We start from the raw sequence: 23946 nt of genomic DNA, 5'->3' as shown, positions 1-23946 counted from the left end.
GGCCCGCTCCACCTGAGACCCGCCATGCCTGAAGAGACCGAGAACGCCGTCCGCATCGCCCCAATCCGGATTGCCCCAATCCGGATCGCTATGTGGTCGGGCCCGCGCAACATATCGACGGCGATGATGCGCTCCTTCGAGAACCGGCCGGACACCGCCGTCGTCGACGAGCCGTTCTACGCCGCCTATCTGCAGATGACAGGCATCGACCACCCGATGACCGAGGAGATCATCGCGGACGGCGAGACGGACTGGAAAAAGGTCGTCGACTTCCTCCTCGGCCCGGTGCCGGAAGGCTGCCTGGTGTTCTACCAGAAGCAGATGACCCACCACATGATCGACGGGGTCGGGCGCGACTGGCTGGACGACGTCGTCAACGTCTTCCTCATCCGCCGGCCGGAGAGCGTCCTTGCGTCCTACAGCGCCAAGCGCGAGGAGGTGACGCTGCGCGACATCGGCTTCCAGGAACAGGCGGACATCTTCGATGAAGTGGCCGACCGGCTCGGCAAAGCCCCGCCGGTGATCGACGCCGCCGACGTCCTCGCCGACCCGCGCGTGACCCTCATCCGGCTCTGCGAGGCCGTCGGCATCCCGTTTTCTGAAAACATGCTGTCATGGCCCGCCGGCCGCCGCGACAGCGACGGCGTCTGGGCGCCCCACTGGTACGGAGCCGTGGAAAAATCGACGGGCTTTGCCCCGCCCTCAAAGCCGGTCGCCTATGACGACCTCAGCGACGACCTCAAACCCATCTGCGACGCGGCCCGACCGCTCTATGAGCGGCTGGCGTGGTATCGGATCATGGGTGATGCGTCCGAAGATTGAGGTCTTCTGCGATCCTCTTTGAACTAGTCAATGAGGACATATTCACGCGGAATCTGGACGCGATGTCCGCAGGTATCGGACCAGCTTCCGCTGAGCATGTCGAACGAATCGGCGTCACCGCTCGTCGTTTCAATAAAGACTTTGTATTTTACCGAAACAAGTTTCCAGGCCTTTCCAGAAATAACAAAATACCAAGATGGCTCAAAATAGGTCAAATCAGCAAAATGAATCGATGACGCGAAATCGCAACAATCGCTATTTACTCGAAAAAATTGTTCAATATCTTCGTATGGAATTGTCCTTTTGATATCCTCTCTTCCGGATCTGTATCTGGCTGTAAACGGACGGACGTCGTGGCCGATATATTCGGAGCTTTGAATCAGATTCCTGAAAATCTCCTGCTTGGACAGAAAGCGTCCTTCCTGCCAGCAGAACCCTTGCGCGTTCAACGTTGCCCACACCGAAAGACCGATGACGGCGAATACCGCTATGGAACCGCCAATCACCCAGGCTGCGATGGTCTCGCTTTTCACAATGAAGAGCCCCCGGATCAATCCAATGCGACAGGGCGCAAACAACATCAACCCGAGTCCTTGGCGGACATCGGGACTCCCCCGGCACCACAGCGATAGCGCTTTTTGACGTCCGGTCGGTATACGCAGGATAAATAACACAGCCGACACGTGCAATCGTCCCGCCGCGATCAGGCGGCAGGTGCGTCATTGCATCCTGGAGGCTGGGGAGAAAACGGGGCCTTGAGGCGGTTCTTGGCGGCGCGGCCTAGTAGGCCGCGCGCTGGCCGGCGATCTCGTCGAGGACGTCCTGCTCGGCCGCTTCCTCGGCGTGGCGCTCGCGTTCCTGGTCACGCTCGTGCAGGAGCTCGACCTTCTTCAGCTCTTCCACGGCCTTGGCCATCTCGTCCTGGGCGTGTTCGAGCTGCGGCCTCAGATCCTCGACCGAGGCCATCAAGTTGTCCCGCCGCGTCCGCGCCGCCTTGGCGAAGGTCGGATAGGCGAAATGGGTCACGTCGGTGATGCCGACGCGTTCCTGCTCTGAGACGATCTGCTGGTCGAGCTCGTTCGCCATGCGCTCGAACTCGGCCATCATGGATTCGATCTGGGCCACCTGGCGGCGCTTCTCGTCAAGCTGGAAGCGCTTCAGACGGATGAAATTTTCACGCGACTTCATTACTCGTTACTCCCCGAGTTGGGAGGAGAATAGGTCGAATACATTTCCAAAAGGTTGGCAAGTTCGGAAAAACCGTCCGCAAAGGTCGACGCCTCGTCCTTGCCCTGGGAGAGAAACGTCTCCATCGGCTCGTTGAGCCGGATCGCCTCGTCGACGGTGGTGTCGGACCCGGAGCGATAGGCGCCGAGGCGGATCAGCTCCTCCATATCGGCAAAGACCGACATCAGCCGCTTGGCCTCGCGGATCGCCGGACGGTACTCCTCCGGCGTCGCCTTCGGCAGCGTCCGCGACACGGATTTGAGGACGTTGATCGCCGGATAGCGGCCGCGTTCGGCGATGCTGCGCTCCATGACGATATGGCCGTCGAGGATGCCGCGCACCGCATCTGCGATCGGCTCATTATGGTTGTCGCCCTCCACCAGCACCGTAAAGAGCCCGGTGACGGTGCCCGAGCCGCGCCGCCCCGGCCCGGCCCGCTCCAGCAGCCGCGGCAATTCGGAAAAGACCGTCGGCGTATAGCCCTTGGAGGTCGGCGGCTCGCCGGCGGCAAGGCCGATCTCGCGCTGGGCCTGGGCGAAGCGGGTCACAGAGTCCATAAGGCAGAGGACGTCCTTGCCCTCGTCGCGGAAGAACTCCGACATGGTAAGGGTCAGATAGGCCGCCTGCCGGCGCATCAGGGCGGATTCGTCGGAGGTGGCGACGACGACGACGGAACGCGCGATGCCCTCCTCGCCGAGATCGTCTTCGAGAAATTCCTGCACCTCGCGGCCGCGCTCGCCGATCAGGCCGATGACGGAGACGTCGGCAGCGGTGTTGCGCGCCAGCATGGACAGGAGCACCGACTTGCCGACGCCGCTGCCGGCAAAGACGCCCATGCGCTGGCCGCGGCAGCAGGTCACGAACGTATTGAGCGCCCTGACGCCGAGATCGATCGCGCCGCCGACCCGGGCCCGGTCGTGCGCCGGCGGCGGCGGCGCCCGGAGCGGGCGCGCCTCCTCACCCTTTGCGATTGGCCCCCTGCCGTCGATCGGCTCGCCGAAGGCGTTGACCACCCGGCCGAGCCAGGCCGTCGACGGCAGCACGGAGGATTCCGCCGACATGATGATCGCCCGGCAGCCCATGCGCACGCCCTCCAGCCGGCCGAACGGCAGGCACAGCGCCCGCTCGCCGCGGAAGCCGACCACTTCGCACTGCATGGCGCCGCCGGCGGTCTCGATCGCCAGCCGGGCGCCGACGCCCATCTGGTGCAGCGGCCCGGCAACCTCGACCAGCAGCCCCTGCACGCCCACGACGCGGCCGAAAATCTCGACCGGGCGCAGTGATTCGATCTGTCCGATGAGGGAGTCCACGAATCGCTCACATCTTGTTTAGAAGCCCGCGATGGTAACCCTTCGTTTACGGGTTTCGTCAAACATCGTTTTCGAAGGCTTAAGGAGCCGCTTTCCGTTGATGGTAAATGCCGTCCGGAGAGGGTGAGTCAGAAGAGTCACTTAGGAGAGTTTCTTAATCCGGATTCTATCACCTGATACGTTGGATTCCGGCTTTTGAATCAGGAAGATGAAGTTAATTCTCCACGCTAAGTATGAATGCTCTTCCACTGCGAATCAGTTTTTGTTAACCATTGGCGTGTAGCGTTTCGAAATGGGGTTAACGAGGACTTTCGGGTCGGTCGCGCTGCGCCTTCGGCACCGCATCCGGCAACTGAGAATGAGGATTTTGGCATGCGAGTACTGCTGATCGAAGACGACGGCGCTACCGCCCAGAGCATCGAGCTGATGCTTAAATCGGAGAGTTTCAACGTCTATACGACCGACCTCGGCGAGGAAGGCATAGACCTCGGAAAAATCTACGATTACGACATCATTCTTCTTGATCTCAATCTGCCGGACATGTCGGGCTACGAGGTGCTGCGCACCCTCAGGGTTTCCAAGGTCAAGACGCCGATCCTGATCCTGTCCGGCCTTGCCGGCATCGAGGACAAGGTCCGCGGCCTCGGCTTCGGCGCCGACGACTATATGACCAAGCCGTTCCACAAGGACGAGCTGGTCGCCCGCATCCATGCCATCGTCCGTCGCTCCAAGGGCCATGCCCAGTCGGTCATCACCACCGGTGATCTGCGCGTCAACCTCGACACCAAGACGGTTGAGGTCAACGGCCAGCGCGTCCACCTGACCGGCAAGGAATACCAGATGCTCGAGCTGCTCTCCCTGAGGAAGGGCACGACGCTGACCAAGGAGATGTTCCTCAACCATCTCTATGGCGGCATGGACGAGCCGGAACTGAAGATCATCGACGTCTTCATCTGCAAGCTGCGCAAGAAGCTGGCGGCAGCGACCGGCGGAAAGAATTACATCGAGACGGTCTGGGGCCGCGGCTACGTGCTGCGCGAGCCGGACGAGGACAGCATCCTGGAAAGCGCCTGATCCTCTTCTTCGACCTCTTCGCGACTGCCCAAGAACCCCGCCCCTCCCGGCGGGGTTTTTGCTTTTTGGCGCCCCCTCCCCCGGATCGCCTCGCGTACCGCCCCCCACCCCACCGACATTGCGACAAACGAAAGCCGCCGGACCGCTTTTTTCGGGCGGTCCGGCGGTTTCCTGGTTTCGAACGGTTTTGCGTCAGGCCCGTCAGCGCACGGTGGCACTTCCGGCGATCGCCGCAAAGCGCGGCGTGGCGAGGCCACCGGTCGGCGACGCCTTGCCGTTGACGGCGTAGAGCCCGCGCTTGTCCTGCACCGGATGGAAGACGTCGGTCAGGCCGACGACGGTCTCGGCCGCGCCGAGCACCAGGAAGCCGTCCTGCGCCATCTGCGCCTGGACCCGCTTCAGGACATCAACCTTGGTCGGATGGTCGAAATAGATCAGCACGTTGCGGCAGAACACGATGTCGAACTGGCCGAGGCCCCGGAGGCTCTCCAGGAGGTTCAGCTTGCGCCACTGCACCATGGACCGCAGTTCCGGCGCGATCTGCCACATGTCGCCCTTCTGGCTGAAGAACTTCATCAGCATCTGGATCGGCATGCCGCGCTGCACCTCGAACTGGGTGTAGAGACCGGACTTCGCCTTCTCCAGCACGTCGTTGGACAGGTCCGTGCCGATGATCTCGATGCGCCAGCCGGCGAGCCTGGAGGCCATTTCCTTCAGGTTCATGGCCAGCGAATAGGGCTCCTGGCCGGTCGAGGCGGCGGCACACCAGATCCTCAGGCGCTTGCTGTCGGCACGCGCCCGCAGCATGTGCGGCATCATCGTTTCGGTGAAATGCTGGAACGGCGTCTTGTCGCGGAAGAAGAAGGATTCATTGGTCGTCATCGCCTCGACGACCGTCTCCTCCAGTTGCCGCGCGCCGGGCCGGCGCAGCGCGGTGACGAGCTGGCCGATCGACTCCAGGCCGTTCTTGCGGGCGACCGGCAACAGCCGGTTTTCCACCAGGTACTGTTTCTCGTCGGCCAGCACCAGGCCGGAGCGGCTCTTCACGAAGCCGCGGATGAATTCATATTCTTGCGGCGTCACAGGCGCTGACCTCCAAGGATCCGGATGACTTTCGGCCCGATCTGGTCGAGCGGCAGGACTTCCGAGCACTCGCCGGTATGGGCGGCGGCCCCGGGCATGCCCCAGACGACGCTGGAGGCTTCGTCCTGCGCGATGATGCTGCCTCCGGCACGCGCGATGGTGCGGGTGCCGTTCTCGCCGTCATTGCCCATGCCGGTCAGGACCAGCGCCAGCGTCGACGAGCCGAAGGCCCTGGCGACGCTGTCGAACAGCGGATCGACGGCCGGCTTGCAGAAATTCACCGGCGGTCCGTCGTTGAGGCGGACGACCACGTCGGTGCCGGACTTCTCCACCGTCATGTGCTTGCCGCCGGGCGCGACATAGATGATCCCCGGCTTGACGACCTCGCCCTCCTGGCCCTCATGGGCCGGGCGGCCGGCGACCTTGGCCAGATGCTCGGCGAGGATCGCGGTGAAGGTCGGCGGCATGTGCTGGGTGACCAGCACCGGAACCTTGTCGATGGCCCGGCCGATCTGGCCGAACAGGACGGCAAGTGCCTGCGGTCCGCCGGTTGAGGTGCCGATGGTCAGCACCCGCGGCATCTGCGGCGAATAGGGCCGCAGCTTGATGCCGGCCATGCTGCGGCCGCCGATCGGCGCGGCATGGGGCTGCTGCGGACGTGCGGCCGGCTGCGGCGCGGCAGCGGCCCGGCCCATCGGCCGGGTCGATCCGAGGCCGCCGCCGGGACGCTCGGCAGCGAAGGAGCGCCCGCTGGCGGGCCGGCCGGTCGACGCCGGCGGCACGGCGGGCGGGCGGCCCGCGCGGCGGCGACGGGCGGCACCGAGGTGCTTGACCTTGCGCAGGAGCTCCTGGCGGAACTCCACCGAGGTGGTGACGCCGGAATTGGTCTCCGGCTTGGCGAGGTAGTCCTGGGCGCCGAGCGAGAGGGCGCGGATGCTGATCTCCGCGTTGCGGCGGGTCAGCGTCGAGGCGATGATGACGATCAGGCCGGGCTTCTTGGCGAGCATCTTCGGCAGCGCCGTCAGCCCGTCCATTTCCGGCATTTCGATGTCGAGGATGACGACGTCCGGATCGGAGCGCTCGACATCTTCCACCGCGAGGCGACCGTTGCGATGGGAGGCGACGACGGCGATTTCGGGTTCTTCGTCGATCCAGCGTCCGATCAGGCCGCGCACGACGACGGAGTCGTCGACGACCATGACACGAATTGGGTCGGTGACCGGGCCGGATCTCGGCGGGGCCGCATTGACGGCAAAGCTCATGGGCGTTCTCCGGGGATCAGTCGATCAGGCCGACTTCGTGAAATTTCGCAGCCACGATGTCCCGGTCGAACGGCTTCATGATGTATTCGTTGGCGCCGGCGCGGATCGCCCTGGCGATGTGGTCGATATCGTTTTCCGTGGTGCAGAAAACCACCGTCGGCCGCTCGCCCTCGGGTTCGGCGCGCAGCGTGTTGAGGAACTCCAGCCCGTCCATCACCGGCATGTTCCAGTCCAGTAGGATGGCGTCCGGCATGCCCTCGCGGCAGATGTTGAGGGCCTTCTGGCCGTCCTCGGCTTCGGAAATCTCGAAATCCAGATCCTCCAGGATCCGGCGGGCAACCTTGCGGATGACGCTTGAGTCGTCGACGATGAGACAATGCTTCATCGATAATTCTCCCTTGACCGTCAGCCGTCGCCTGGCTGCGGCACCACGTTGCTGGGTGACCGGGACGAAGCGGCTCCGCCCCGCCGGTCGAAGGCAAGTCGACGTCAGGCCGCGATGGTTGCGGTCAGCGTTTCCAGAAGGCGCGAGACGTCGAGAATGACCATCAGGCGGCCTTCCAGGCGATGGACGCCCTTGGAGACAGAACCCCACCGCGGGTCGAGATTGGTCGGGTTCGGCTCGCGTTCGGCCACCGGCAGGTTGAGCACCTCGCCGACCGTATCGATGATCAGGCCGTAGGACTCGCCCTTGAACTCGATGCCGACAGCCATCGAGGAGGCACCCTCCTCGCGCGGCGGCAGGTTGAGGCGCCGGCGCATGTCGATGGCGGTGACGATCCGGCCGCGCAGGTTGAGGACGCCCGCGACCTCGGCCGGCGACAGCGGCACCCGCGTCATCCGGTCGGGCATGAAGACGTCGTGCACCTGTTCGATCGGCAGCCCGAAGAGCTGGTCGGCAATGACGACGGTCACGTACTGGATGGTCGAGGCGTTGCTGTTGGCAGCCTCGATGACTTCTACACTCATGCCGCAACTCCCAACTCGGTGTTCGTGAGATCCTTCAGCGCGGAGATCAGCCCCGGCCGGTCAAACTTGGCGACGTAGTCGTCGAGGCCGGCAGCCCGGCCCTTGTCAATCGAGGCCGGCGTGCAGATCGCCGACACGGCGATCACCGGCAGGTCGCGCCAGCGCTCGTCGCGGCGCAGCGCCTCGGCGAAGGCGAAGCCGTCCATGCCCGGCATCTCGATGTCGGTGACGATGACGTCGAAGCGGCGGCCCTTCTCCAGGAGCACCATGGCGTCGTCGGCGGATTCGCGGGTGGTGACGTTGAAGCCCGCGGCCTTCAGCACCGGCGACAGCATGTTGCGGAAGAACGAGGAGTCGTCCACATAGAGCAGCTCCTTGGCGACGATCTGCGTCTGCATCTCGTTGCGCTGGAACCAGTCCGGGAACGCCAGCGGCAGGAAGTGGCCGACATCGACGATTTCCGTCGCGATGCCCTTGATCACCGCGGACCCGAGCAGGCCCGGCGTATCGGAACTGATCTCGATCTTGAGCTGGTCCTCGACGATGTCGACGATCTCGTCGACGACGAGGCCCATGGAGCGGCCGTTGTCGGTGAACACCAGCATCGGCTGGGTGCCCTCGGTGCGCCGGTGCATCATGTCGCTGACATAGACCAGCGGCATCAGCGAGCCGCGGTACTGCACCAGATCGCGGCCGTTGGCGGTCTCGATCTTGTTGACGTTGAACTCTTCCAGGCGCGTGACCAGCGAGAGCGGCACCGCCTTCGGCTCCGGCGAGCCGGCCCGGAACAGCAACATGGACAGCGTCTCGATGCCCGCAGCGGCCTCCACGTCGGCGGCCGACTGCTGGCCCTCGGTGACCTCGCTGGATATCTCCTGGGCGATGCCGTTCGGATCGATGATCATGATCACCGAGCCGTCGCCGAGAATGGTGTTGCCCGAGAACATGGTGATGTTGCGCAGCATCGAGGTCATCGGCTTGACGACGATTTCCTCGGTATGGAAGACGCCGTCGACGACGATGCCGAAATTCTGGCTGCCGACCTGCATGACGACGATGAAGCCGTTGTCGTCATGGATCGCATCCGCCGCGATCTCGGCCTTTTCCTGGCCGAGAAGCTGCGACATGTGAACCAGCGGCAGCAGCTTGTTGCGCAGGCGAAGAACCGGGGTCTCCTTGATGCGCTCGATGCGGTGCTCGGAGTTCTCGTGCACCCGAACCAGTTCGACGACGGAGAGCTGGGGAATGGCGAAGCGGTCGCCGGCGGCTTCCACGATAAGCGCCGAGACGATGGCCAGCGTCAGCGGGATCTTGATGATCACCGAGGTGCCGGCACCGGCCGTCGACTTCAGGTCGATGGTGCCGCCGATCTGCTCGATGTTGGTGCGCACCACGTCCATGCCGACGCCGCGGCCGGAGACGTTGGTGACCTTTGCGGCGGTCGAGAAGCCGGCGTGGAACAGATGCTTGAAGATCTGCGCCTCGGTCATCTTTTCGACCTCGGCCTCGGTGGCAAGGCCGTTGGCGAGGATCTTGGCGCAGATGCGGTCCTTGTCGAGGCCGCGGCCGTCGTCGGCCACCTCGATGATGATGTGACCGCCCTCGTGATAGGCCGAGAGCCGGATCTTGCCGACGGCCGGCTTGCCGGCGGTCTGGCGGCCTTCCTTGGTCTCAAGCCCGTGGTCGGCGGAGTTGCGGACCATATGGGTGAGCGGATCCTTGATCAGCTCCAGCACCTGGCGGTCGAGCTCGGTATCGGCGCCGACCATCTCAAGCTCGATCTGCTTGTCCAGTTCCTGGGCCAGATCGCGGACGATGCGCGGCAGCTTCTGCCAGGCGTTGCCGATCGGCTGCATGCGCGTCTTCATGACGCCTTCCTGCAGCTCGGCGGTGACGTTGGAGAGCCGCTGCAGCGGCACCTTGAATTCGGAGTCCTCGTGCTGACGGACGATTTCCAGGAGCTGGTTGCGGGTCAGCACCAGTTCGGAGACCATCGTCATCAGGTCTTCCAGCGTCTCCACATGGACGCGGATCGACTGGTTGGAAACGTTGTGCTTCTGGTCGCCCTTGGCCTCGTGATCCTTGGCCTTTTCCGCCTTGCGCGCGGCCGGCTTCGGCGCGGCAGCAGCCGCAGGGGCGGCTTCGGCGACCGGCTCGGCAACGGGTTCCGGAGCAGGTTCGGCGGCCGGCGCTTCCGGCGTCGCCTCGGCTACGGCCTCATCCTCGACCGGGACGATTTCCACGTCGGTCTCCTGGAACGCCCGCTCCAGCTCGTCGAGCGAAACCTCGCCAGGCCGCAGGTCGCGCTCCAGCGTCTGGACCACCAGCGGCGGGTCTTCGTCCGTGTCAGCGGCACCGTCTTCAGCCGGCGTCCCGGCCGGCTCCGCTGACGGGTCCAGGACGGCATCGGCGCCATGCTCGGCCATGTGTTCGAGCTGGCTGATGAGATCGGCGTCCGATCCCTCCGGCTCCTGACCTTCCATCTCTTCCAGTTCGCCGAGGATGTCCTTGATCCGGTCGATCGAGGTCAGGATCAGGGAAACCGCAGCCCCGGTGACCGGCACGCCATCACGGAACTTGCCCATGAGCGTTTCGCCGGCATGCGCCAGCGCCTCGAGCCTCGGCAGGCCGAGAAATCCGCAGGTGCCCTTGATGGTGTGCACGAGGCGGAAAATGTTGTCGAGGATTTTCGCATCGTTCGGGTTCTGCTCGAACTTCACCAGTTCGACGTCGACCACGTCGAGGCTTTCGTTTGTTTCGGTCAAGAACTCGCGCAGAAGATCATCCATTACCTTGGTCCGCAATCGCTGTGGTCCGCTGGGAACGACATGCTCCAGCCCTTCACCGGCCGATTTTGGTGCGAAAGCGTTAAGAATGGCTGAAAGGCAAGGCGCAAAAAGTGCAATCGTTCCGACAGTTAAAGAAAGCCGGCGGCCTTGACGGGACAAAATGGTTCTTAAAGTTAGTACTTTTCACGTACAATACAGATTATACAGCCCGGAATGAAAGCATTGCCCGCAATATTGAAGGTTAACGACTTGGGTTGCAGAGCGGCGAAACAGGCATCACCGGGTGTAACAGGGTGGCACAGCAATTTTTCCGGAGAACGCGTGTCACGGCGTTGTGTCGGCGCACCGGCGGCGAAATCTGACCAAAAAACCGCCGGCGCAGCGCTCTTTTTAAGGCGCTTGCACCAACCGCGCCGCAAGGCGCCGCGTTGCCGGATAGCCTTGACGGGTCGCCGTCAGGCCGGCGCGGCGGTCAGGACGATCTCGGCTTCGGAGACGTCCCATGAGACCGCGGTCCCGCAGGCGCGCGCCAGCATGCCGGTATAGACCGGCTGGATCTCGTGGGCGGTGAGGCCGTCGGGCTCGACCTCGCCGGACAGTTGTCCGCCAAGATGCTCCGGCACCCGCATGCCCGTTCCCTTGATCAGGTAGCGAAACACCGGTGCGTCGGCCGGCCCGGAGATGCTGAAGTCGATGGTGCCGCCGCGCGGGATCATCGAATTGGCGACCAGCAGCAGGTTGAGCAGCAGCTTGACCCGGTTCTTGGCCATCAGCACCCGCTCGCCGGCCCAGCTCAGCGTCGCCTTCTCTCCGGCCATGTAGCCCTCGGCCACCTTCTGGGCATCGCCGGTGTCAACTTCCGCGCCGGCGGACCCTGCCGCACCGAACGCGATGCGGGCGAACTGCAGCTTCGCCGAGGCCTGCACCGCGCTCTTGCGGATCAGGTCCATGGCGAATTCCTGCATCTCCTCCGCGCCGCCCTCGTCGAGCACCTCCAGCCCGTTGTTGATCGCGCCGACGGGACTGATGATGTCGTGACAGACCCGGCTGCACAGGAGCGCGCCGAGATCGATTGCAGAGATGTCGTCAGACTGTGCCATGGTCGAGCCGCCTTTCGAGCCGTGGTCGAATCGCGGCCGCAGCCGCCCCGACAGGGATACACAGGCCGGCCATCACTGCCAACCCGGCAAGCGACGTCGATACGCGGAACGGTTGCCCGATGGGAAGAGGTATTTAAGAAGCGGCGGTCAGCGGACCAGCGTCTTTTCGATCGCCGGCCACTTCCGCTCGCTGGCTTTGACGAACTGCTCCGGATCCTTCATCCAGACCGTACGGTTGACCGGCGAGCCGAAGAAATAAAGCCGGTCGTGGTGGATGGTCCAGATCAGCGGGCTCGCCTCCACGGTATAGCCCATGGAAACGGACAGCGCGCCGTAGCCGCCATAGCGCGGGGTGTAGACATCCGGCGCGGCACGGAACGCTTCCATATTGCCGCGATTGACGAAGCGCCAGACGGCGCCGTTGACGATGATCTCGTATTCCCGCTTGCCGACCCGGGGCTTGCGGTCGGCGAAATAGGCCACCGGATCGTAGCCGCCGAGGGCAAGGCCGGTCATCGGATCGGAGAGCACGCGCTCGCCGAACGGACTGAACGCCTCCTCCGCCCGCGCGCCGCCGAAAACGCTCGCGCTTGCCGCCACCATCATCGCGGCGACAAGCATCGCCCGCCAATTGATCGCCCGAATTGTCATCTAGGTCCCGTCACAGGATTGCTAACACGCCGATCCATATAGGACCGCCGTGAGCGTTCCGTTAACACCCTTTCGGCATGATCGAAGTTAAGCTTAACGTTTCGCTACTCCAGGAGACCGACTGATGCGTGCCCCGATCTTCGCCTCGGCCTTCGGCCTTGCCCTTGTCGCCCTTGTCGCCTTCATGCCGCCGGCCGCGGCACAAAGCAGCGACCAGAAATACTCCTCGTCCCAGCTCGTCGACGCCGGCCACCGCTTCTTCGGCGGTGTCACCGGCGGCTTTGCCGGCGTCATCGAGGTCGCCGTCGAGCGCTACGGCCTGCCCAATGGCTATATCCTCGGCGAGGAGGCGTCCGGGGCCTTCGTCGGCGGCCTGCGCTACGGCGAGGGCGTCCTGCACACCCGCAACGCCGGCAGCCACAAGGTGTTCTGGCAAGGCCCGTCGGTCGGCTGGGACGTCGGCGGCGACGGCGACCGGGTCATGATGCTGGTCTACGACCTGCCCTCGGTTCAGGAGATCCACCGGCGCTATGTCGGCGTCAACGGCTCCGCCTATTTCGTCGCCGGCTTCGGCATGACGGTGCTGTCCAACAACGACATCACCCTGGTGCCGGTGCGCACCGGCGTCGGCGCCCGCCTCGGCGTCAATGTGGGCTACCTCAAATTCACCCCGACGCCGACCTGGAACCCGTTCTAGGCCCCACCGGGCATCCCCGCATGTGCCGGCCCGCGCACGGGCGCTAGCGCAACCGCGGCAACGCGGTAGAATACTTGACGCCTTTTCTGTATGTTGCGGATAATCGGGGCGAAACGGTAACATTGATTGCCGGAAGGACGGGCGCCCGTCATTCCGGTGTTGTCTTGCAGCCTGACGTGCTAGAGCTTCGCACCATAGCGAAGCAACGGTGCAACGCTGTGGGGAATGGTTTGCGCCCGGGCATCTTTTGCATACGAGCAGTCGCGGGAGACTGAGCTTGATCGAGATCGCCATGTATATTGCGCTCGGCGCTCTCGGCGCGGGGCTGCTTGCCCTGATGATCGCGCCCGCGATCTGGAACCGGGCGGTGCACCTGACCCGGCGCCGGATCGAGGCGACGGTGCCGCTCGAGGTCGAGGAAATCCGCGCCGAAAAGGATCTCATGCGGGCCGATTTCGCGCTCGCCCTCCGGCGCATGGAAAAGAAGCTGGAGGCCGAAAAGCAGGCCTCGGCCGAACGCCGCTTCGAGATCGCCCGCCAGGCCGAGACCCTGCATGCCGCCAATACCGACCGCGACGCCAAGGCCGACGCCGTCTTCGAGCTGGAAGAGCGCGAGCGGGTGCTGCGGTCCGAACTGCGCAGCCGCGAGGAGGAACTGGTCCGCACCGCCGCGCACCTGCGCGAGGCCGAACGCAAGCTCGTCAACCGCAACAACGAGATCGCCATCCTGAAGGGCAGCGCGCCGCGCCCGGAAAGCTCCTTTGCGTTCCTGGAAACCAGCGCCGACGGCGACGACATCGACGCCACCCTGGAAGAGCTGGACGCCAAGAGCCTGCGCCGCGAGGTCAAGGCCTCCAAGCGCGAGTTCGACGCCGCCAAGGTGCGCATCTCCACGCTCAGCAGCGAGCTCGACTCGACCCGCGCGGCCCTGGAAGCCGCCAAGAAGACCATCGCCGAACTGCGCGAGCAGAGCGAGGAAGGCGAAGCGTTCTCGCGCATCGACGCCTACGCCCATTCCGAGAGCGCCGAGCTCAAGCAGATGGAGACCCGGATCCTGGAGCTTGAGGCCCACCGGGTGCAGTCGGAGGCCGAGATCACCCGCCTGACCATCGCCCTTGAGAATGCCGGCGGAAGCGCCGGCCCGGGCGGGTCCGGCGACGGCGACAGCCCCCGCGATGCGGCGCGCAGGAACCTGCAGGCCGCCAACGAAGCGCTTCGCGCCGAGGTCGCGACCCTCGTCGCCGAGCGCGATCGCCTCCGCGGCGACGTCGCCCGCCTCACCGGGGATACCGGCGACTTCCCCAGCGGCCCGATCACGCCGCCGGCGCTCCAGGCCGTGCCGTCGATCGATGCCGACGAGGACGGCGATGCGGCCCTTCGCGACAAGATCAGCGAACTGGCCGCCGACATCGCCAGCCTGACGGGCACCGGCGAGAGCGGCGACACCCACCTCAACAAGGTGATCGCCTCCGGCGAGGACGACGGCGACGAGACGACCCTGTTCTCGCGCATCCGCCGCAAGACCAAGTCGCGCACCAACGGCCGCAAGCTGCCGTAGCGGGCCGCCGTGGCAGCAGCGACCTGCCCTGCCCTTACCGCCTCGACCGCAACCGGAAAGTGCTGAAACAGCGTTTCGAAAACGGCAAAAAGTCGCGCCCCGAAACGTTAACCGGCTGCCTCCGCAAAACACCAGCGATCCGGATTTTGCCGCAATTTGATCCGCTTACGGCGGAACGCGGCGCCCGCATTCCTTAACCTGTCGTTTGCCATCCTTGGAAAATCGCCGCCAATCCATGCGGTAATCTTAGAACTTTAAAAAGCCGGCCGTGTTTAAGTGGCGTCAATTGGGGTTCTTATTGGCAGTGGGCGATGACACAACCTTCTCCGGTCACATTTACCCAGCGGACACAGCAGCCCGGTCCGGGCGCTGAGCCGGGTCAGCCGCCGGCGCCGGCGCGGCGTGAGCCGATCGGGACGATCGTTTCGGTTTCCGGATCGAGAGGCACGATCGCACTGGAAGACCCCGCGAGCGCCGGCCCGGGCCCGGGCAAGAACCGCATCTCCGTCGGCAAGCTCCTGAAGATCGATACCGACCGCGGCGAGGTCATCGGCGTCGTCGCCTCCATGTCGGCGGTCAGCGCGCCGGGCAATGCCAACGCCATCGTCAAGCGCCTCGTCGAGGTCGACCTGGTCGGCGAAATCACCATCAACGGCAACAATACGGCCCAGTTCAAGCGCGGCGTCAGCTCCTATCCGACGATCGGCGATGCCGTCTGCCACATCGACGCCAGCGAGTTGGAAGCCACCTACGGGCGCGGCACCGCGTCCGGCATCTGCATCGGCACCCTGCAGCAGGACAATTCCGTCCGCGCCATCGTCGACGGCCACAATCTGCTCGCCAAGCACTTCGCCATCCTCGGCGCCACCGGCGTCGGCAAATCCTGCGGCGTCGCCCTCGTGCTGCAGGAAGTGCTGCAGAATGTCGGCGGCATGCGGATCTTCCTCATCGATCCGCACAACGAATACAGCAACTGTTTCGGCGGCAACGCCGAAGTGATCAACCCGAACAACGTCAACCTGCCGTTCTGGCTGTTCAATTTCGAGGAGATCGTCGACGTCTTCTTCAAGGCCCGCCCGGGCGTCGAGGAAGAGATCGAGGTCTTGTCGGAGCTGATCCCGCTCGCCAAGAAGCGCTTCGCGGCCGGCCGCGCCAGCCACACCTCGAGCCTGCGCAAGGACGACCCGTCGATCAACTACACCGCCGACACGCCGGTCCCCTATCGCATCTCCGACCTGATGGCGCTCTTGAATGCGCGCATCGGCAGCCTGGAGAACAAGTCGCACATCCAGAAATATCTGCGCCTGAAGACCCGCATCGAGACCATCGCGCTCGATCCGCGCTACGCCTTCATGTTCGGCAACCTGACCGTCGACGACCAGATGGCCAACGTGCTCGGCCGCCTGTTCCGCATTCCCACGAACGGCAAGCCGATGACGATCATGGAGGTCGCCGGCTTTCCCGCCGAGGTGGTCGACGCCCTCGTCTCGGTGCTCTGCCGCATGGCCTTCGACCTCGGCGTCTGGAGCGACGGCGGCGTGCCGATCCTGGTCGTCTGCGAGGAAGCCCACCGCTACGTCCCCGGCAACCCCAATGCCGGCTTCGGCCCGACCAAGCGGGCGATCTCGCGGATCGCCAAGGAAGGCCGCAAATACGGCGTCTTCCTCGGCGTCGTCAGCCAGCGCCCTTCCGAGCTCGACCCGACGATCCTGTCCCAGTGCAATACGCTGATCGCCATGCGCATGGCCAATGAGCGCGACCAGGCGATCGTCCGCTCGGCGATTGCCGACACGGCATCCGGCCTGATGGAGTTCCTGCCGTCCCTTGGCGCCCGAGAGGCCGTCGCCTTCGGCGATGCCGTGGCGCTGCCGATGCGCATGACCTTCTCCGAGCTCTCGCCGGAGCGCATGCCGCACAGCTCCATGCACCTGAAGCAGACGCCGATCATCGACCGGCCCGGCGCGGACGGCCGCGGCATGCTGGAAGGCATCGTCACCAAATGGCGCTCCGTCACCACCTTCACCCGCGGCGACGACCATGCCCAGACGGTGCAGGCGGCGGCCAACGCCATGGGCGACGTGCCCTCGACCAAGGGCGGCGTACTGCGCAAGACCCCCGAGGAACGCCCGCGCATCAACATCCGCAAGCCCGGATCGGAACAGCGCCTGATGGAAGGCGGCGCCGGGCCCTCGATCCGCAAGCTCTGACCGGCCGGCATCCGGCGCCATCGCCCCGGACGGGTCGGTCGGAACGTCGCGGCCGGCCCGGCAAAGCTGGATTCCCGGCGCGGACACCATAGATAACAATTGCCACGTCGCGGGAGCCAGCCATGCAGCATGTCTCATCGATTTCCCGTCTCTCCGTCCTCGGGGCAAGCGCGATGCTAGTCGCCCTTGCCGCCGCTGTCCCTGCCCGCGGCTTTGAGCCGAGCCCGGAGATGAAGGCGCGGATGGAGCAACTGGAAAAGACAGGCGCCTGCCCCGGCTGCGATTTCCGCGACCAGACGCTGCGCATCATGCGCGTCGAGAACGCCGACCTGTCCGGCGCCATCCTGCGCGACACCGATATGAAGAACGCCGCCTTTCCCGGCGCCGACCTGACGAGGGCCGACCTCCGGCGCGCCGGCGCGGAAGGGGCGGACTTTGCCGGCGCCCGCTTCGACCGGGCGGAAATGCGCGCCGTCGACCTGGAAAAGGCGACCCTTGCCAAGGCCTCGCTGCGGGGCGCGGACCTGCGCGATGCGGACCTGCGCAAGGTCGCCGCCGACGGCGCCGATTTCGGCGGTGCGGACCTGCGCAACGCGCTGATGTCCCGCTCCGACCTCACCGGCGGGCATTTCGCCAACGCCAAGATGAGCGGCAGCCGGATGGAGCGCTCGCGCATCATCGGCGCCGACTTCACCGGGGCCGAACTGGACCACGCCGACCTGGAACGGGCGACCGCCCGCAACGCGGCCTTCCGCGGCACCGGCCTTGCCTATTCCAAGCTCAGCCACGGCGATTTCGCCGGGGCGGACTTCGCCGGCGCCGACCTGAAGAATGCGAGCCTGCGCAAGACGGACCTGTCCGGCGCCGACCTCTCCAGCGCCAGGGGGCTTACCCAGCGCCAGCTCGACATGGCCTGCGGCAGCAGCTCAACGAAGCTGCCCTACGGCCTTTCCATTCAGCCCTGCCGATAGGTCTGACAGCCGCAACCGGGCCCTGATCCGTGGAACCTGGACAAGCCAGGCGCGTTCTGCATCGACCAGACATTCACATGTTTGCGTTTGAGAATTGTCAGTGGGACGTGCTACCAAGTCCGCAGCCGTCGCTCGCCGACGACATCAACACATCGATTTTGTTCCGGAGGAGAATGATATGAAGAAACTGATTTTGGCGATCGCCCTGACCGTCGCTGCGACCAGCGCGGCATCCGCTGCCGGCGACGCCGCCGAGGGCGAGAAGGTCTCCAAGAAGTGCATGGCCTGCCACACCTTTGACGAAGGCGGCAAGAACAAGGTCGGCCCGAACCTTTGGGGCGTTGTCGGACGCCCGATCGGCAGCCACGAAGGCTACAAGTACTCCAAGGACTATGTCGTCCTCGGCGAGGAAAAGAGCATGACCTGGACGGAAGAGAACATCGCCGCCTACCTGCCGGACCCGAAGGCCTTCATCCGCGAGCAGTCGGGCGACGAGAAGGCCCGCTCCAAGATGACCTTCAAGCTGACCAAGGACGAAGACATCGCCAACATCATCGCCTATCTGGCGACGCTGAAATAGGTTTCGCGTCCAGTTTTGCGGCGGCCACATAGGGCCGCCGCGGCGAAAAGTGAGCCGGGCCTTGGTGCCCGGCTTTTTTGTCTGCACGTGGCCCGGGCTGCGTCATCAGAACGTCATTTTAGAGCCAAATCGTGTTGCATTCCCGAGAAGGCATGATAACCTATGGTTGCGACTTCAATAATCTCGCCGCTTAAATCTCACCTAGTTTCAACGAATCGAGACACACATGTTTGCAATTGGTATTTTGACTGGCTGTTTGCTCTTTTTTTTGGTGTTGAGCGTCGTCAACAAGGCCAGCAACCGCAGGAAGATTGAAATCAAAGAATCTCGGGATAAAAACTCGGGAAGCCCGATTTTTATTGAAGCTGCGACGATTGCTGACGATCTCGTTCCACTACTGACGCCTCATGTCAGCGAAGGCGCCGAAATAATGATTCTAGGCTCTGATGGGCACTACGCGCGATCGACCAACGCCAAGAAACTTCTAACCGGACTTCGAGATTGGATCGAAAAAGGTGCACAAGTTCGCTACCTTCTTCTCGAACCTAACGATTCCGTCGACGATGACGGGTTTAGAGTTTTACTCGAAGATTACCCAAATAATTTTAACATATCGCATATTAACCGAGCAGCCTGTCGCGACGTTCCAAACGTAGAATTTTTGCTCGAAAAATATAAAACGCGCCACCCGACCCTTTTAATTAATGGCGACCGATCAGCCATGTGGGTCGAAGGATATCACCAGCCCCAATCTGTATTTGCATATAACGTCAAGTTCGTCTCACCCAAAGCGCTAACTGATCTTGACGAACGGAAAGAGTTCAACACATACAAAGAAGATTTTGAAAGACTCGTCGATCATTGCAACATCGCGCCCACGAAAAGTGAGCAAAAGTCATCATTTGGCCTGCTTAGCGTACCTCGTGATTTCAATGATAGAAAGACGAGAGTATTGCTTCCAAAAACGGCATGAAAGATTATAAAAACAAACAATCGGCGTTCTAGTGATCCGCATCGCCGAGACAACCACTCGAAAAAATTCCTTCGCTGAGCGCCCCCTCACGAATTCCGATATTAGATCGGGGAAAACATGTCAGCTCTCGCTCCCACTGCCATCGCGGAGATTTCGGTAGCGGTTACGTTGGCGGCGCTCGCCACCGGTGCCAGCATATTGTCGATCGGTAGCATGGCGCTCGTAAATGCAATTTCGGGCGAACTTTTTCGAAAAAAGGCGACTACTGAAGAACCCTCGGATAGCGCGCAATCAGATCTATTGTACTTACTCTTAAACGATGAATGCCAGCGCGCACGTCAAAAAATATTAACACATCCGGAAAAAGTTCTTCGAGTTTATTTATTTGGACTCACCTCTGCCATCATCACAACATTAATCTTACTTGATGTTATTGCGGCAAATAGTGTGATAGGTTGGCTGGCTAGTCACGCATCTAGGTATCTCGATTTGCGAGACAGCACTCAAACCGAGATTATTGCAGCCACTGAATTATTTGTTTCAAAAATTCTAGTCCCAACGGTAATCACATACCTTCTTGGATACGCGATATATGTAATGGTGAGAACTATGGCAATTTGCAGGTCATATTACAATCATAGAATATAATCTTAACCTTAAATTCAAGAATTCTCCTCACATAACGATTATAGTAAGTGCAAATTTCTTAAAAAAATATAGGCTGAACATAAACGCACATTCTAATCAAATTTGGTATCTGGAAGATGAGTTCACCTTTGAGAGAATTCGAGACAAACTGGCTGTCCCCATTTGGTTTGACGCTGAGTGCAGTCTTACTCATTAGCATTGCATTTGGTTACCCATCTCTGGGCCTGGGCCTAATACTACCATTCGTTATTTCGGAATTTGTCTAGCGACCGCACTTTGCCAGACTAAAACCGTGGCGATGTCGGCAACAATAAATGGCACTCCCAAGGGGACTCGAACCCCTGTTTCCGCCGTGAGAGGGCGGCGTCCTAGACCGCTAGACGATGGGAGCACTAGCGGCGCGCTTGGCGCGGCGAGTTGCGGATATACCGCCGATGCTTTGCCGGTGCAAGGGGCCAAATGCGATCTGCCCCCAGTCGGAACAGCATTTTCGGGGGTCTCAGAGATCGATCCCACAGAGATTGCAATCGCACCCGGAGCTCGGATGTTCCCGACTTGCGCTTTGGGGAGAGCAAGTCGGTGCGCGCCTTGCCTGCAACGACCAGTCGGGGCACCCGACGTGAGACCCCAAACGTGGGCGGGCAGAGAAGCTGCATTTGCCGTGAGTGATCTGGAAAATCAATCCCGCGTGCCGGTCAGCGTCACGCGCCTGAGCACATCCGCCGTGTCGAGGTCGATGACCAGCACCTTCAGGCCGTCCTCGGTGCGCAAGGTGATGGCCAGATGCCGTCCGTCGAGGCTGGTGGAGACGACGTCGCCGTCGAGCGGGTCTTCCACGAGGGCCTCGATATTGGCGGGGATGTCGCGCATCTCGGCGGTATCGCTCTTGACCACCCGATAGACGATGACGGAAAAGACGGCGATCAGGCCGAGCATCATGATCAGGCCGGAGACGAGCACCAGCCGGCGCAGCTTCTTCTGCAGCCGCTCCGTCGCCGGATCGAGAGGCGCCTCGTCCTCATCGTCGAATACAGGATGGGTCATGGCGGATCAGCCCCTTGAGGATCCAAAGCAATTTCCAACGAAGCCGGCACGGCGGAGCGCCGCGAAATTGCGACATCAAAAGGAAGCAGAGCATCTTGCGTGACTCCGATCAAAAGCAAGGTGCTCCGCTGGAGACAATCGAGATCGCGGTCGAGGAGGCCGCGGCAGGAGCGCGGCTCGACGCCTTCGTCGCGGCCAACTCCGAGCGCTGCAGCCGCTCCCGCTTCAAGGCGCTGATCAAGGAAGGCCAGGTCGCGATCGGCGGGCGGACGATAGTCGAGCCCAATTACCGGGTCAATGCGGGCGAGCTCGTGTCGATCACCCTGCCCCCGCCCGAGGATCCGACGCCCGAGCCCGAGCCGATTCCGCTCAATGTCGTCTACGAGGACGACGATCTCATCGTCATCGACAAGCCCCCCGGCCTCGTCGTCCACCCGGCCGCAGGCAACTGGACCGGCACCCTCGTCAACGCGCTGATCGCCCATTGCGGCGACAGCCTTTCCGGCATCGGCGGCGTGCGCCGGCCCGGCATCGTCCACCGCCTCGACAAGGACACCTCCGGCCTGATGGTCGTCGCCAAGACCGACGCCGCCCATCGCGGCCTGTCGGAGCAGTTCGCCGACCATGGCCGCACAGGAAGTCTGGAGCGCGCCTACAAGGCCCTCGTCTGGGGATGCCCCGCCCACATGGCCGGCACGGTGGACGCCGCCCTTGACCGCTCGGGCGGCAACCGGATGAAGCGCGCCGTCGTCAAATTCGGCGGCAAGCATGCCGTCACCCACTGGCGGCGCCTCGCGCGCTATCCGAAGGACCCGGCCAGCGAGGCGATCAGTTCCCTCGTCGAATGCCGGCTTGAGACCGGCCGCACCCACCAGATCCGCGTCCATATGGCCCATATCGGCCACCCGCTCGTCGGCGACCGGGACTATGGCGCCGGCTTCGCGACGCGGGCGAACCGGCTGCCGGAGCCGGCCCGGTCCCTCGCCGCCGCCTTTCCGCGCCAGGCACTCCATGCCGGTATCCTCGGCTTTCGCCATCCGGTGAGCGGCGAGGTGCTTCGCTTCGAAAGCCCGCTGCCGGAAGATTTCGCCGCCCTTGTGGCGGCCATCGAGGCCGCGCTTACGTCTCGCTGACGGGCGTTGACGTGTTTTTGCCAAAAATCGTCCTATATTGGACGAGTTCGGTGGCCATTGTGGTCGCGAATGACCCAGGCACCGATTCGAGCTGCCGAAAACCGGAGCTCGCGACAGACCATCCAAGGGGTGCAGCACCATGGCCCAGAATTCTCTCCCGGCAATCAGTGCGGGCGAAAACGGACTACAACGCTATCTCGACAAGATCCGGCAGTTCCCGATGTTGGAACCGCAGGAAGAATACATGCTGGCAAAGCGCTACAGCGAGCATGAGGACCCGGATGCCGCGCACCGGCTGGTTTCCTCGCATCTGCGCCTCGTTGCCAAGATCGCCATGGGCTATCGCGGCTACGGCCTGCCGATCGGCGAGGTGATCTCCGAAGGCAATGTCGGCCTGATGCAGGCGGTCAAGCGGTTCGACCCGGAAAAGGGGTTCCGGCTCGCCACCTACGCCATGTGGTGGATCAAGGCCGCGATTCAGGAATACATCCTGCGCTCGTGGAGCCTCGTGAAGATGGGCACCACGGCGAACCAGAAGCGCCTGTTCTTCAACCTTCGCAAGGTCAAGGGCCAGATCCAGGCCCTCGACGAGGGCGACCTCAAGCCCGAGCAGGTTGCCGAGATCGCCCGGCGCCTCGGCGTCAGCGAGGAGGAGGTCATCTCCATGAACCGCCGCCTCGGCGGCGATGCCTCGCTCAACGCGCCGATCCGCCAGGAGGCCGACGGCGGCGAGTGGCAGGACTGGCTGGTCGACGAGAGCGAGAGCCAGGAAAAGATGCTGGCCGACCAGGAAGAGCTCGACATGCGCCGGGCCATGCTGAAGGACGCGCTGGGCATCCTCAACGACCGCGAACGGCGCATCTTCGAGGCGCGGCGCCTCGCCGAGGATCCGATGACGCTGGAAGCGCTGTCGGAGGAGTTCGGCGTCAGCCGCGAGCGCGTCCGCCAGATTGAGGTCCGGGCCTTCGAAAAGGTCCAGAAGGTGATGCAGAAGCGCGCCGCCCAGATCGAGCAGCAACAGCAGCTCGCCGACGCTTAGACACGCCGCTGAACGGACGCAGGCCTCAGGTCTGCGTCCCGGCGTTTTCCTCGGCCCGGAACCGCGCAACCCACGCCTGGTTGGTCGCATCCGACAATTTCGCGACGCCGATCTCGACAGCATCCGCCGCAGCGGGATCGCGGCCGAGCGCCGTCAGCACCGTCTTCAGCGTTCCGATGGGATCGGCTGCAAGCCCGTTATAGGTGAGGCGCAGCGGATCGATCCCCTCCCCGTCGAACCAAGCGGCCCAGGCCGCATCCATGGCGACCATCTCGGCTCGTTGCGCCGCGATCGCCTCGCGGTCATAGCGCAGCTCCTGCGGGGCCGAGAGGCGCTCCAGCTCCGAGCCGTCCGGCGCCCGGTGCCAGAGGCCCGACTGCTGCGCCTTCAGATAGGAGACGGCCTGGTCCAGCTTGTCCTCGCGTGTCAGATGGATGAAGAGAGTTCGCCCGAAGGCGGCCTCGATCCGCGAGCGGTCGCCCGGCGGGTCCGGGTAAAGGACCGCCAGCTTTTCGGTAAAACAGGCAAAGCTGTGCCGCTGCAGGCGGAGCCCGAACATGCCCGTATCGCCGCTTCCCTGCGCGATGGCCTCCCGGAACACGTCCTTGAGGGTTTCCACCTCCCGCTTCGCAGGATCGGGCGAGAGCCCCAGATCCTTGATCCATTCCTCCAAGGACGGCTGATGGAAATAGGAGTCCGGTATCCCGGCAACGCCGGTGGCTTCCAGCAGAGAGCACAGCAGCGTGCTGCCGCTGCGGGGAGAGGTGCAGATCACATAGGCATCAAAAGGCGTCGCGGTCATGCAGCCC

The 23946-nt window shown here is 63.3% G+C and carries 23 protein-coding genes and 1 tRNA gene; 11 read left to right on the top strand and 13 right to left on the bottom strand.

From position 1 onward, the window contains the following. The first annotated feature begins 24 nt into the window (after nt 1–24). Complete coding sequence (locus M2319_RS02770) at nt 25–822, top strand: sulfotransferase-like domain-containing protein (protein ID WP_264599894.1); 798 nt, start codon at nt 25–27, stop codon at nt 820–822. Nucleotides 823–845: 23 nt separating this feature from the next. Here the strand turns inward: M2319_RS02770 and M2319_RS02765 are convergent, their stop codons facing one another. From M2319_RS02765 to fliI, 3 genes are all read right to left on the bottom strand, one after another. Beyond that, nucleotides 846–1505: a hypothetical protein gene (locus M2319_RS02765; RefSeq protein ID WP_264599893.1), complete on the bottom strand. Its 660-nt coding sequence runs from the start codon at nt 1503–1505 to the stop codon at nt 846–848. A gap of 97 nt (nt 1506–1602) precedes the next feature. Next, nucleotides 1603–2010, bottom strand: coding sequence for a flagellar export protein FliJ (gene fliJ / locus M2319_RS02760; RefSeq protein ID WP_264599892.1), 408 nt, complete (start codon nt 2008–2010; stop codon nt 1603–1605). Continuing rightward, the gene (gene fliI / locus M2319_RS02755; protein WP_264599891.1) at nt 2010–3359 is read right to left on the bottom strand and encodes a flagellar protein export ATPase FliI; all 1350 of its coding nucleotides are present in this window, start codon (nt 3357–3359) and stop codon (nt 2010–2012) included. Before fliI ends, fliJ begins: the two co-directional genes overlap by 1 nt. Before the next feature lie 372 nt (nt 3360–3731). Here fliI and ctrA point away from each other — a divergent pair, with 372 nt between their 5' ends. After that, entirely contained in the window at nt 3732–4433 is a 702-nt protein-coding gene (gene ctrA, locus M2319_RS02750; RefSeq protein WP_111436085.1) for a response regulator transcription factor CtrA, read from the top strand. Nucleotides 4434–4634: 201 nt separating this feature from the next. Here the strand turns inward: ctrA and M2319_RS02745 are convergent, their stop codons facing one another. The 7 genes from M2319_RS02745 to M2319_RS02715 all read right to left on the bottom strand — a co-directional run bounded on the left by M2319_RS02745 (nt 4635) and on the right by M2319_RS02715 (nt 12287). Continuing rightward, complete coding sequence (locus M2319_RS02745) at nt 4635–5516, bottom strand: CheR family methyltransferase (RefSeq protein ID WP_264599890.1); 882 nt, start codon at nt 5514–5516, stop codon at nt 4635–4637. Next, a complete protein-coding gene (locus tag M2319_RS02740; protein WP_264599889.1) occupies nt 5513–6778 on the bottom strand; it encodes a protein-glutamate methylesterase/protein-glutamine glutaminase in 1266 nt (421 codons plus the stop codon). The genes M2319_RS02745 and M2319_RS02740 overlap by 4 nt, the downstream gene beginning before the upstream one ends. 16 nt (nt 6779–6794) lie before the next feature. After that, nucleotides 6795–7163: a response regulator gene (locus tag M2319_RS02735; RefSeq protein ID WP_111432933.1), complete on the bottom strand. Its 369-nt coding sequence runs from the start codon at nt 7161–7163 to the stop codon at nt 6795–6797. Nucleotides 7164–7267: 104 nt separating this feature from the next. After that, entirely contained in the window at nt 7268–7747 is a 480-nt protein-coding gene (locus M2319_RS02730) for a chemotaxis protein CheW (protein ID WP_264599888.1), read from the bottom strand. Next, entirely contained in the window at nt 7744–10536 is a 2793-nt protein-coding gene (locus M2319_RS02725) for a hybrid sensor histidine kinase/response regulator (protein WP_264599887.1), read from the bottom strand. Before M2319_RS02725 ends, M2319_RS02730 begins: the two co-directional genes overlap by 4 nt. Nucleotides 10537–10991: 455 nt before the next feature. Next, nucleotides 10992–11636: a histidine phosphotransferase ChpT gene (chpT, locus tag M2319_RS02720; protein WP_264599886.1), complete on the bottom strand. Its 645-nt coding sequence runs from the start codon at nt 11634–11636 to the stop codon at nt 10992–10994. Nucleotides 11637–11783: 147 nt separating this feature from the next. After that, nucleotides 11784–12287, bottom strand: coding sequence for a YHS domain-containing (seleno)protein (locus M2319_RS02715; protein ID WP_264599885.1), 504 nt, complete (start codon nt 12285–12287; stop codon nt 11784–11786). 124 nt (nt 12288–12411) lie between these two features. Between M2319_RS02715 and M2319_RS02710 the strand changes: the two genes are divergently transcribed. The 7 genes from M2319_RS02710 to M2319_RS02680 all read left to right on the top strand — a co-directional run bounded on the left by M2319_RS02710 (nt 12412) and on the right by M2319_RS02680 (nt 19921). Continuing rightward, on the top strand, nt 12412–12984 hold the full coding sequence (locus tag M2319_RS02710) for a DUF1134 domain-containing protein (RefSeq protein ID WP_264599884.1): 573 nt from the start codon (nt 12412–12414) through the stop codon (nt 12982–12984). A gap of 277 nt (nt 12985–13261) precedes the next feature. Next, complete coding sequence (locus tag M2319_RS02705) at nt 13262–14542, top strand: coiled-coil domain-containing protein (RefSeq protein ID WP_264599883.1); 1281 nt, start codon at nt 13262–13264, stop codon at nt 14540–14542. Between the two features lie 311 nt (nt 14543–14853). Then, nucleotides 14854–16749 (top strand): helicase HerA domain-containing protein, encoded by a 1896-nt coding sequence (locus tag M2319_RS02700; protein WP_264599882.1) that lies wholly within the window; start codon nt 14854–14856, stop codon nt 16747–16749. A gap of 122 nt (nt 16750–16871) precedes the next feature. Beyond that, nucleotides 16872–17720: a pentapeptide repeat-containing protein gene (locus tag M2319_RS02695; RefSeq protein ID WP_264599881.1), complete on the top strand. Its 849-nt coding sequence runs from the start codon at nt 16872–16874 to the stop codon at nt 17718–17720. Nucleotides 17721–17898: 178 nt separating this feature from the next. After that, a complete protein-coding gene (locus M2319_RS02690) occupies nt 17899–18300 on the top strand; it encodes a c-type cytochrome (RefSeq protein WP_264599880.1) in 402 nt (133 codons plus the stop codon). Between the two features lie 226 nt (nt 18301–18526). Beyond that, the gene (locus M2319_RS02685) at nt 18527–19273 is read left to right on the top strand and encodes a hypothetical protein (protein ID WP_264599879.1); all 747 of its coding nucleotides are present in this window, start codon (nt 18527–18529) and stop codon (nt 19271–19273) included. A 117-nt stretch (nt 19274–19390) separates the two neighbouring features. Further along, nucleotides 19391–19921, top strand: coding sequence for a hypothetical protein (locus tag M2319_RS02680; RefSeq protein WP_264599878.1), 531 nt, complete (start codon nt 19391–19393; stop codon nt 19919–19921). A 315-nt stretch (nt 19922–20236) separates the two neighbouring features. Here the strand turns inward: M2319_RS02680 and M2319_RS02675 are convergent. Next, a tRNA-Glu gene (locus M2319_RS02675) sits at nt 20237–20312 on the bottom strand. 287 nt (nt 20313–20599) lie between these two features. Continuing rightward, complete coding sequence (locus M2319_RS02670; protein ID WP_264599877.1) at nt 20600–20965, bottom strand: hypothetical protein; 366 nt, start codon at nt 20963–20965, stop codon at nt 20600–20602. Between the two features lie 95 nt (nt 20966–21060). On the opposite strand from M2319_RS02670, the gene M2319_RS02665 reads away from it, so the two are divergent. Continuing rightward, entirely contained in the window at nt 21061–22098 is a 1038-nt protein-coding gene (locus tag M2319_RS02665) for an RluA family pseudouridine synthase (protein WP_406682065.1), read from the top strand. Nucleotides 22099–22237: 139 nt separating this feature from the next. Beyond that, nucleotides 22238–23137, top strand: a complete 900-nt coding sequence (gene rpoH / locus M2319_RS02660; protein ID WP_264599876.1) for an RNA polymerase sigma factor RpoH — start codon at nt 22238–22240, stop codon at nt 23135–23137. A 25-nt stretch (nt 23138–23162) separates the two neighbouring features. Here rpoH and M2319_RS02655 read toward each other — a convergent pair whose 3' ends face one another. Continuing rightward, nucleotides 23163–23939 (bottom strand): Stf0 sulfotransferase family protein, encoded by a 777-nt coding sequence (locus tag M2319_RS02655; protein WP_264599875.1) that lies wholly within the window; start codon nt 23937–23939, stop codon nt 23163–23165. Nucleotides 23940–23946 lie beyond the last annotated feature (7 nt).

The organism is Rhodobium gokarnense (genome assembly GCF_025961475.1).
Lineage (GTDB): Bacteria > Pseudomonadota > Alphaproteobacteria > Rhizobiales > Rhodobiaceae > Rhodobium > Rhodobium gokarnense.
Note: the sequence above shows the minus strand (reverse complement) of the source record. Positions and strands in the feature narration are given on the sequence as shown.

Excerpts from the sequence above, each read along its gene's own strand:
- fliJ (WP_264599892.1), bottom strand. The coding sequence starts at position 2,010 with ATGAAGTCGCGTGAAAATTTCATCCGTCTGAAGCGCTTCCAGCTTGAC.
- M2319_RS02725 (WP_264599887.1), bottom strand. The coding sequence starts at position 10,536 with ATGGATGATCTTCTGCGCGAGTTCTTGACCGAAACAAACGAAAGCCTC.
- M2319_RS02690 (WP_264599880.1), top strand. The coding sequence starts at position 17,899 with ATGAAGAAACTGATTTTGGCGATCGCCCTGACCGTCGCTGCGACCAGC.
- M2319_RS02735 (WP_111432933.1), bottom strand. The coding sequence starts at position 7,163 with ATGAAGCATTGTCTCATCGTCGACGACTCAAGCGTCATCCGCAAGGTT.
- rpoH (WP_264599876.1), top strand. The coding sequence starts at position 22,238 with ATGGCCCAGAATTCTCTCCCGGCAATCAGTGCGGGCGAAAACGGACTA.
- chpT (WP_264599886.1), bottom strand. The coding sequence starts at position 11,636 with ATGGCACAGTCTGACGACATCTCTGCAATCGATCTCGGCGCGCTCCTG.
- M2319_RS02685 (WP_264599879.1), top strand. The coding sequence starts at position 18,527 with ATGTTTGCAATTGGTATTTTGACTGGCTGTTTGCTCTTTTTTTTGGTG.
- M2319_RS02670 (WP_264599877.1), bottom strand. The coding sequence starts at position 20,965 with ATGACCCATCCTGTATTCGACGATGAGGACGAGGCGCCTCTCGATCCG.
- M2319_RS02730 (WP_264599888.1), bottom strand. The coding sequence starts at position 7,747 with ATGAGTGTAGAAGTCATCGAGGCTGCCAACAGCAACGCCTCGACCATC.
- M2319_RS02710 (WP_264599884.1), top strand. The coding sequence starts at position 12,412 with ATGCGTGCCCCGATCTTCGCCTCGGCCTTCGGCCTTGCCCTTGTCGCC.
- M2319_RS02655 (WP_264599875.1), bottom strand. The coding sequence starts at position 23,939 with ATGACCGCGACGCCTTTTGATGCCTATGTGATCTGCACCTCTCCCCGC.
- M2319_RS02740 (WP_264599889.1), bottom strand. The coding sequence starts at position 6,778 with ATGAGCTTTGCCGTCAATGCGGCCCCGCCGAGATCCGGCCCGGTCACC.
- M2319_RS02715 (WP_264599885.1), bottom strand. The coding sequence starts at position 12,287 with ATGACAATTCGGGCGATCAATTGGCGGGCGATGCTTGTCGCCGCGATG.
- ctrA (WP_111436085.1), top strand. The coding sequence starts at position 3,732 with ATGCGAGTACTGCTGATCGAAGACGACGGCGCTACCGCCCAGAGCATC.
- M2319_RS02700 (WP_264599882.1), top strand. The coding sequence starts at position 14,854 with ATGACACAACCTTCTCCGGTCACATTTACCCAGCGGACACAGCAGCCC.
- M2319_RS02680 (WP_264599878.1), top strand. The coding sequence starts at position 19,391 with ATGTCAGCTCTCGCTCCCACTGCCATCGCGGAGATTTCGGTAGCGGTT.
- M2319_RS02695 (WP_264599881.1), top strand. The coding sequence starts at position 16,872 with ATGCAGCATGTCTCATCGATTTCCCGTCTCTCCGTCCTCGGGGCAAGC.
- M2319_RS02770 (WP_264599894.1), top strand. The coding sequence starts at position 25 with ATGCCTGAAGAGACCGAGAACGCCGTCCGCATCGCCCCAATCCGGATT.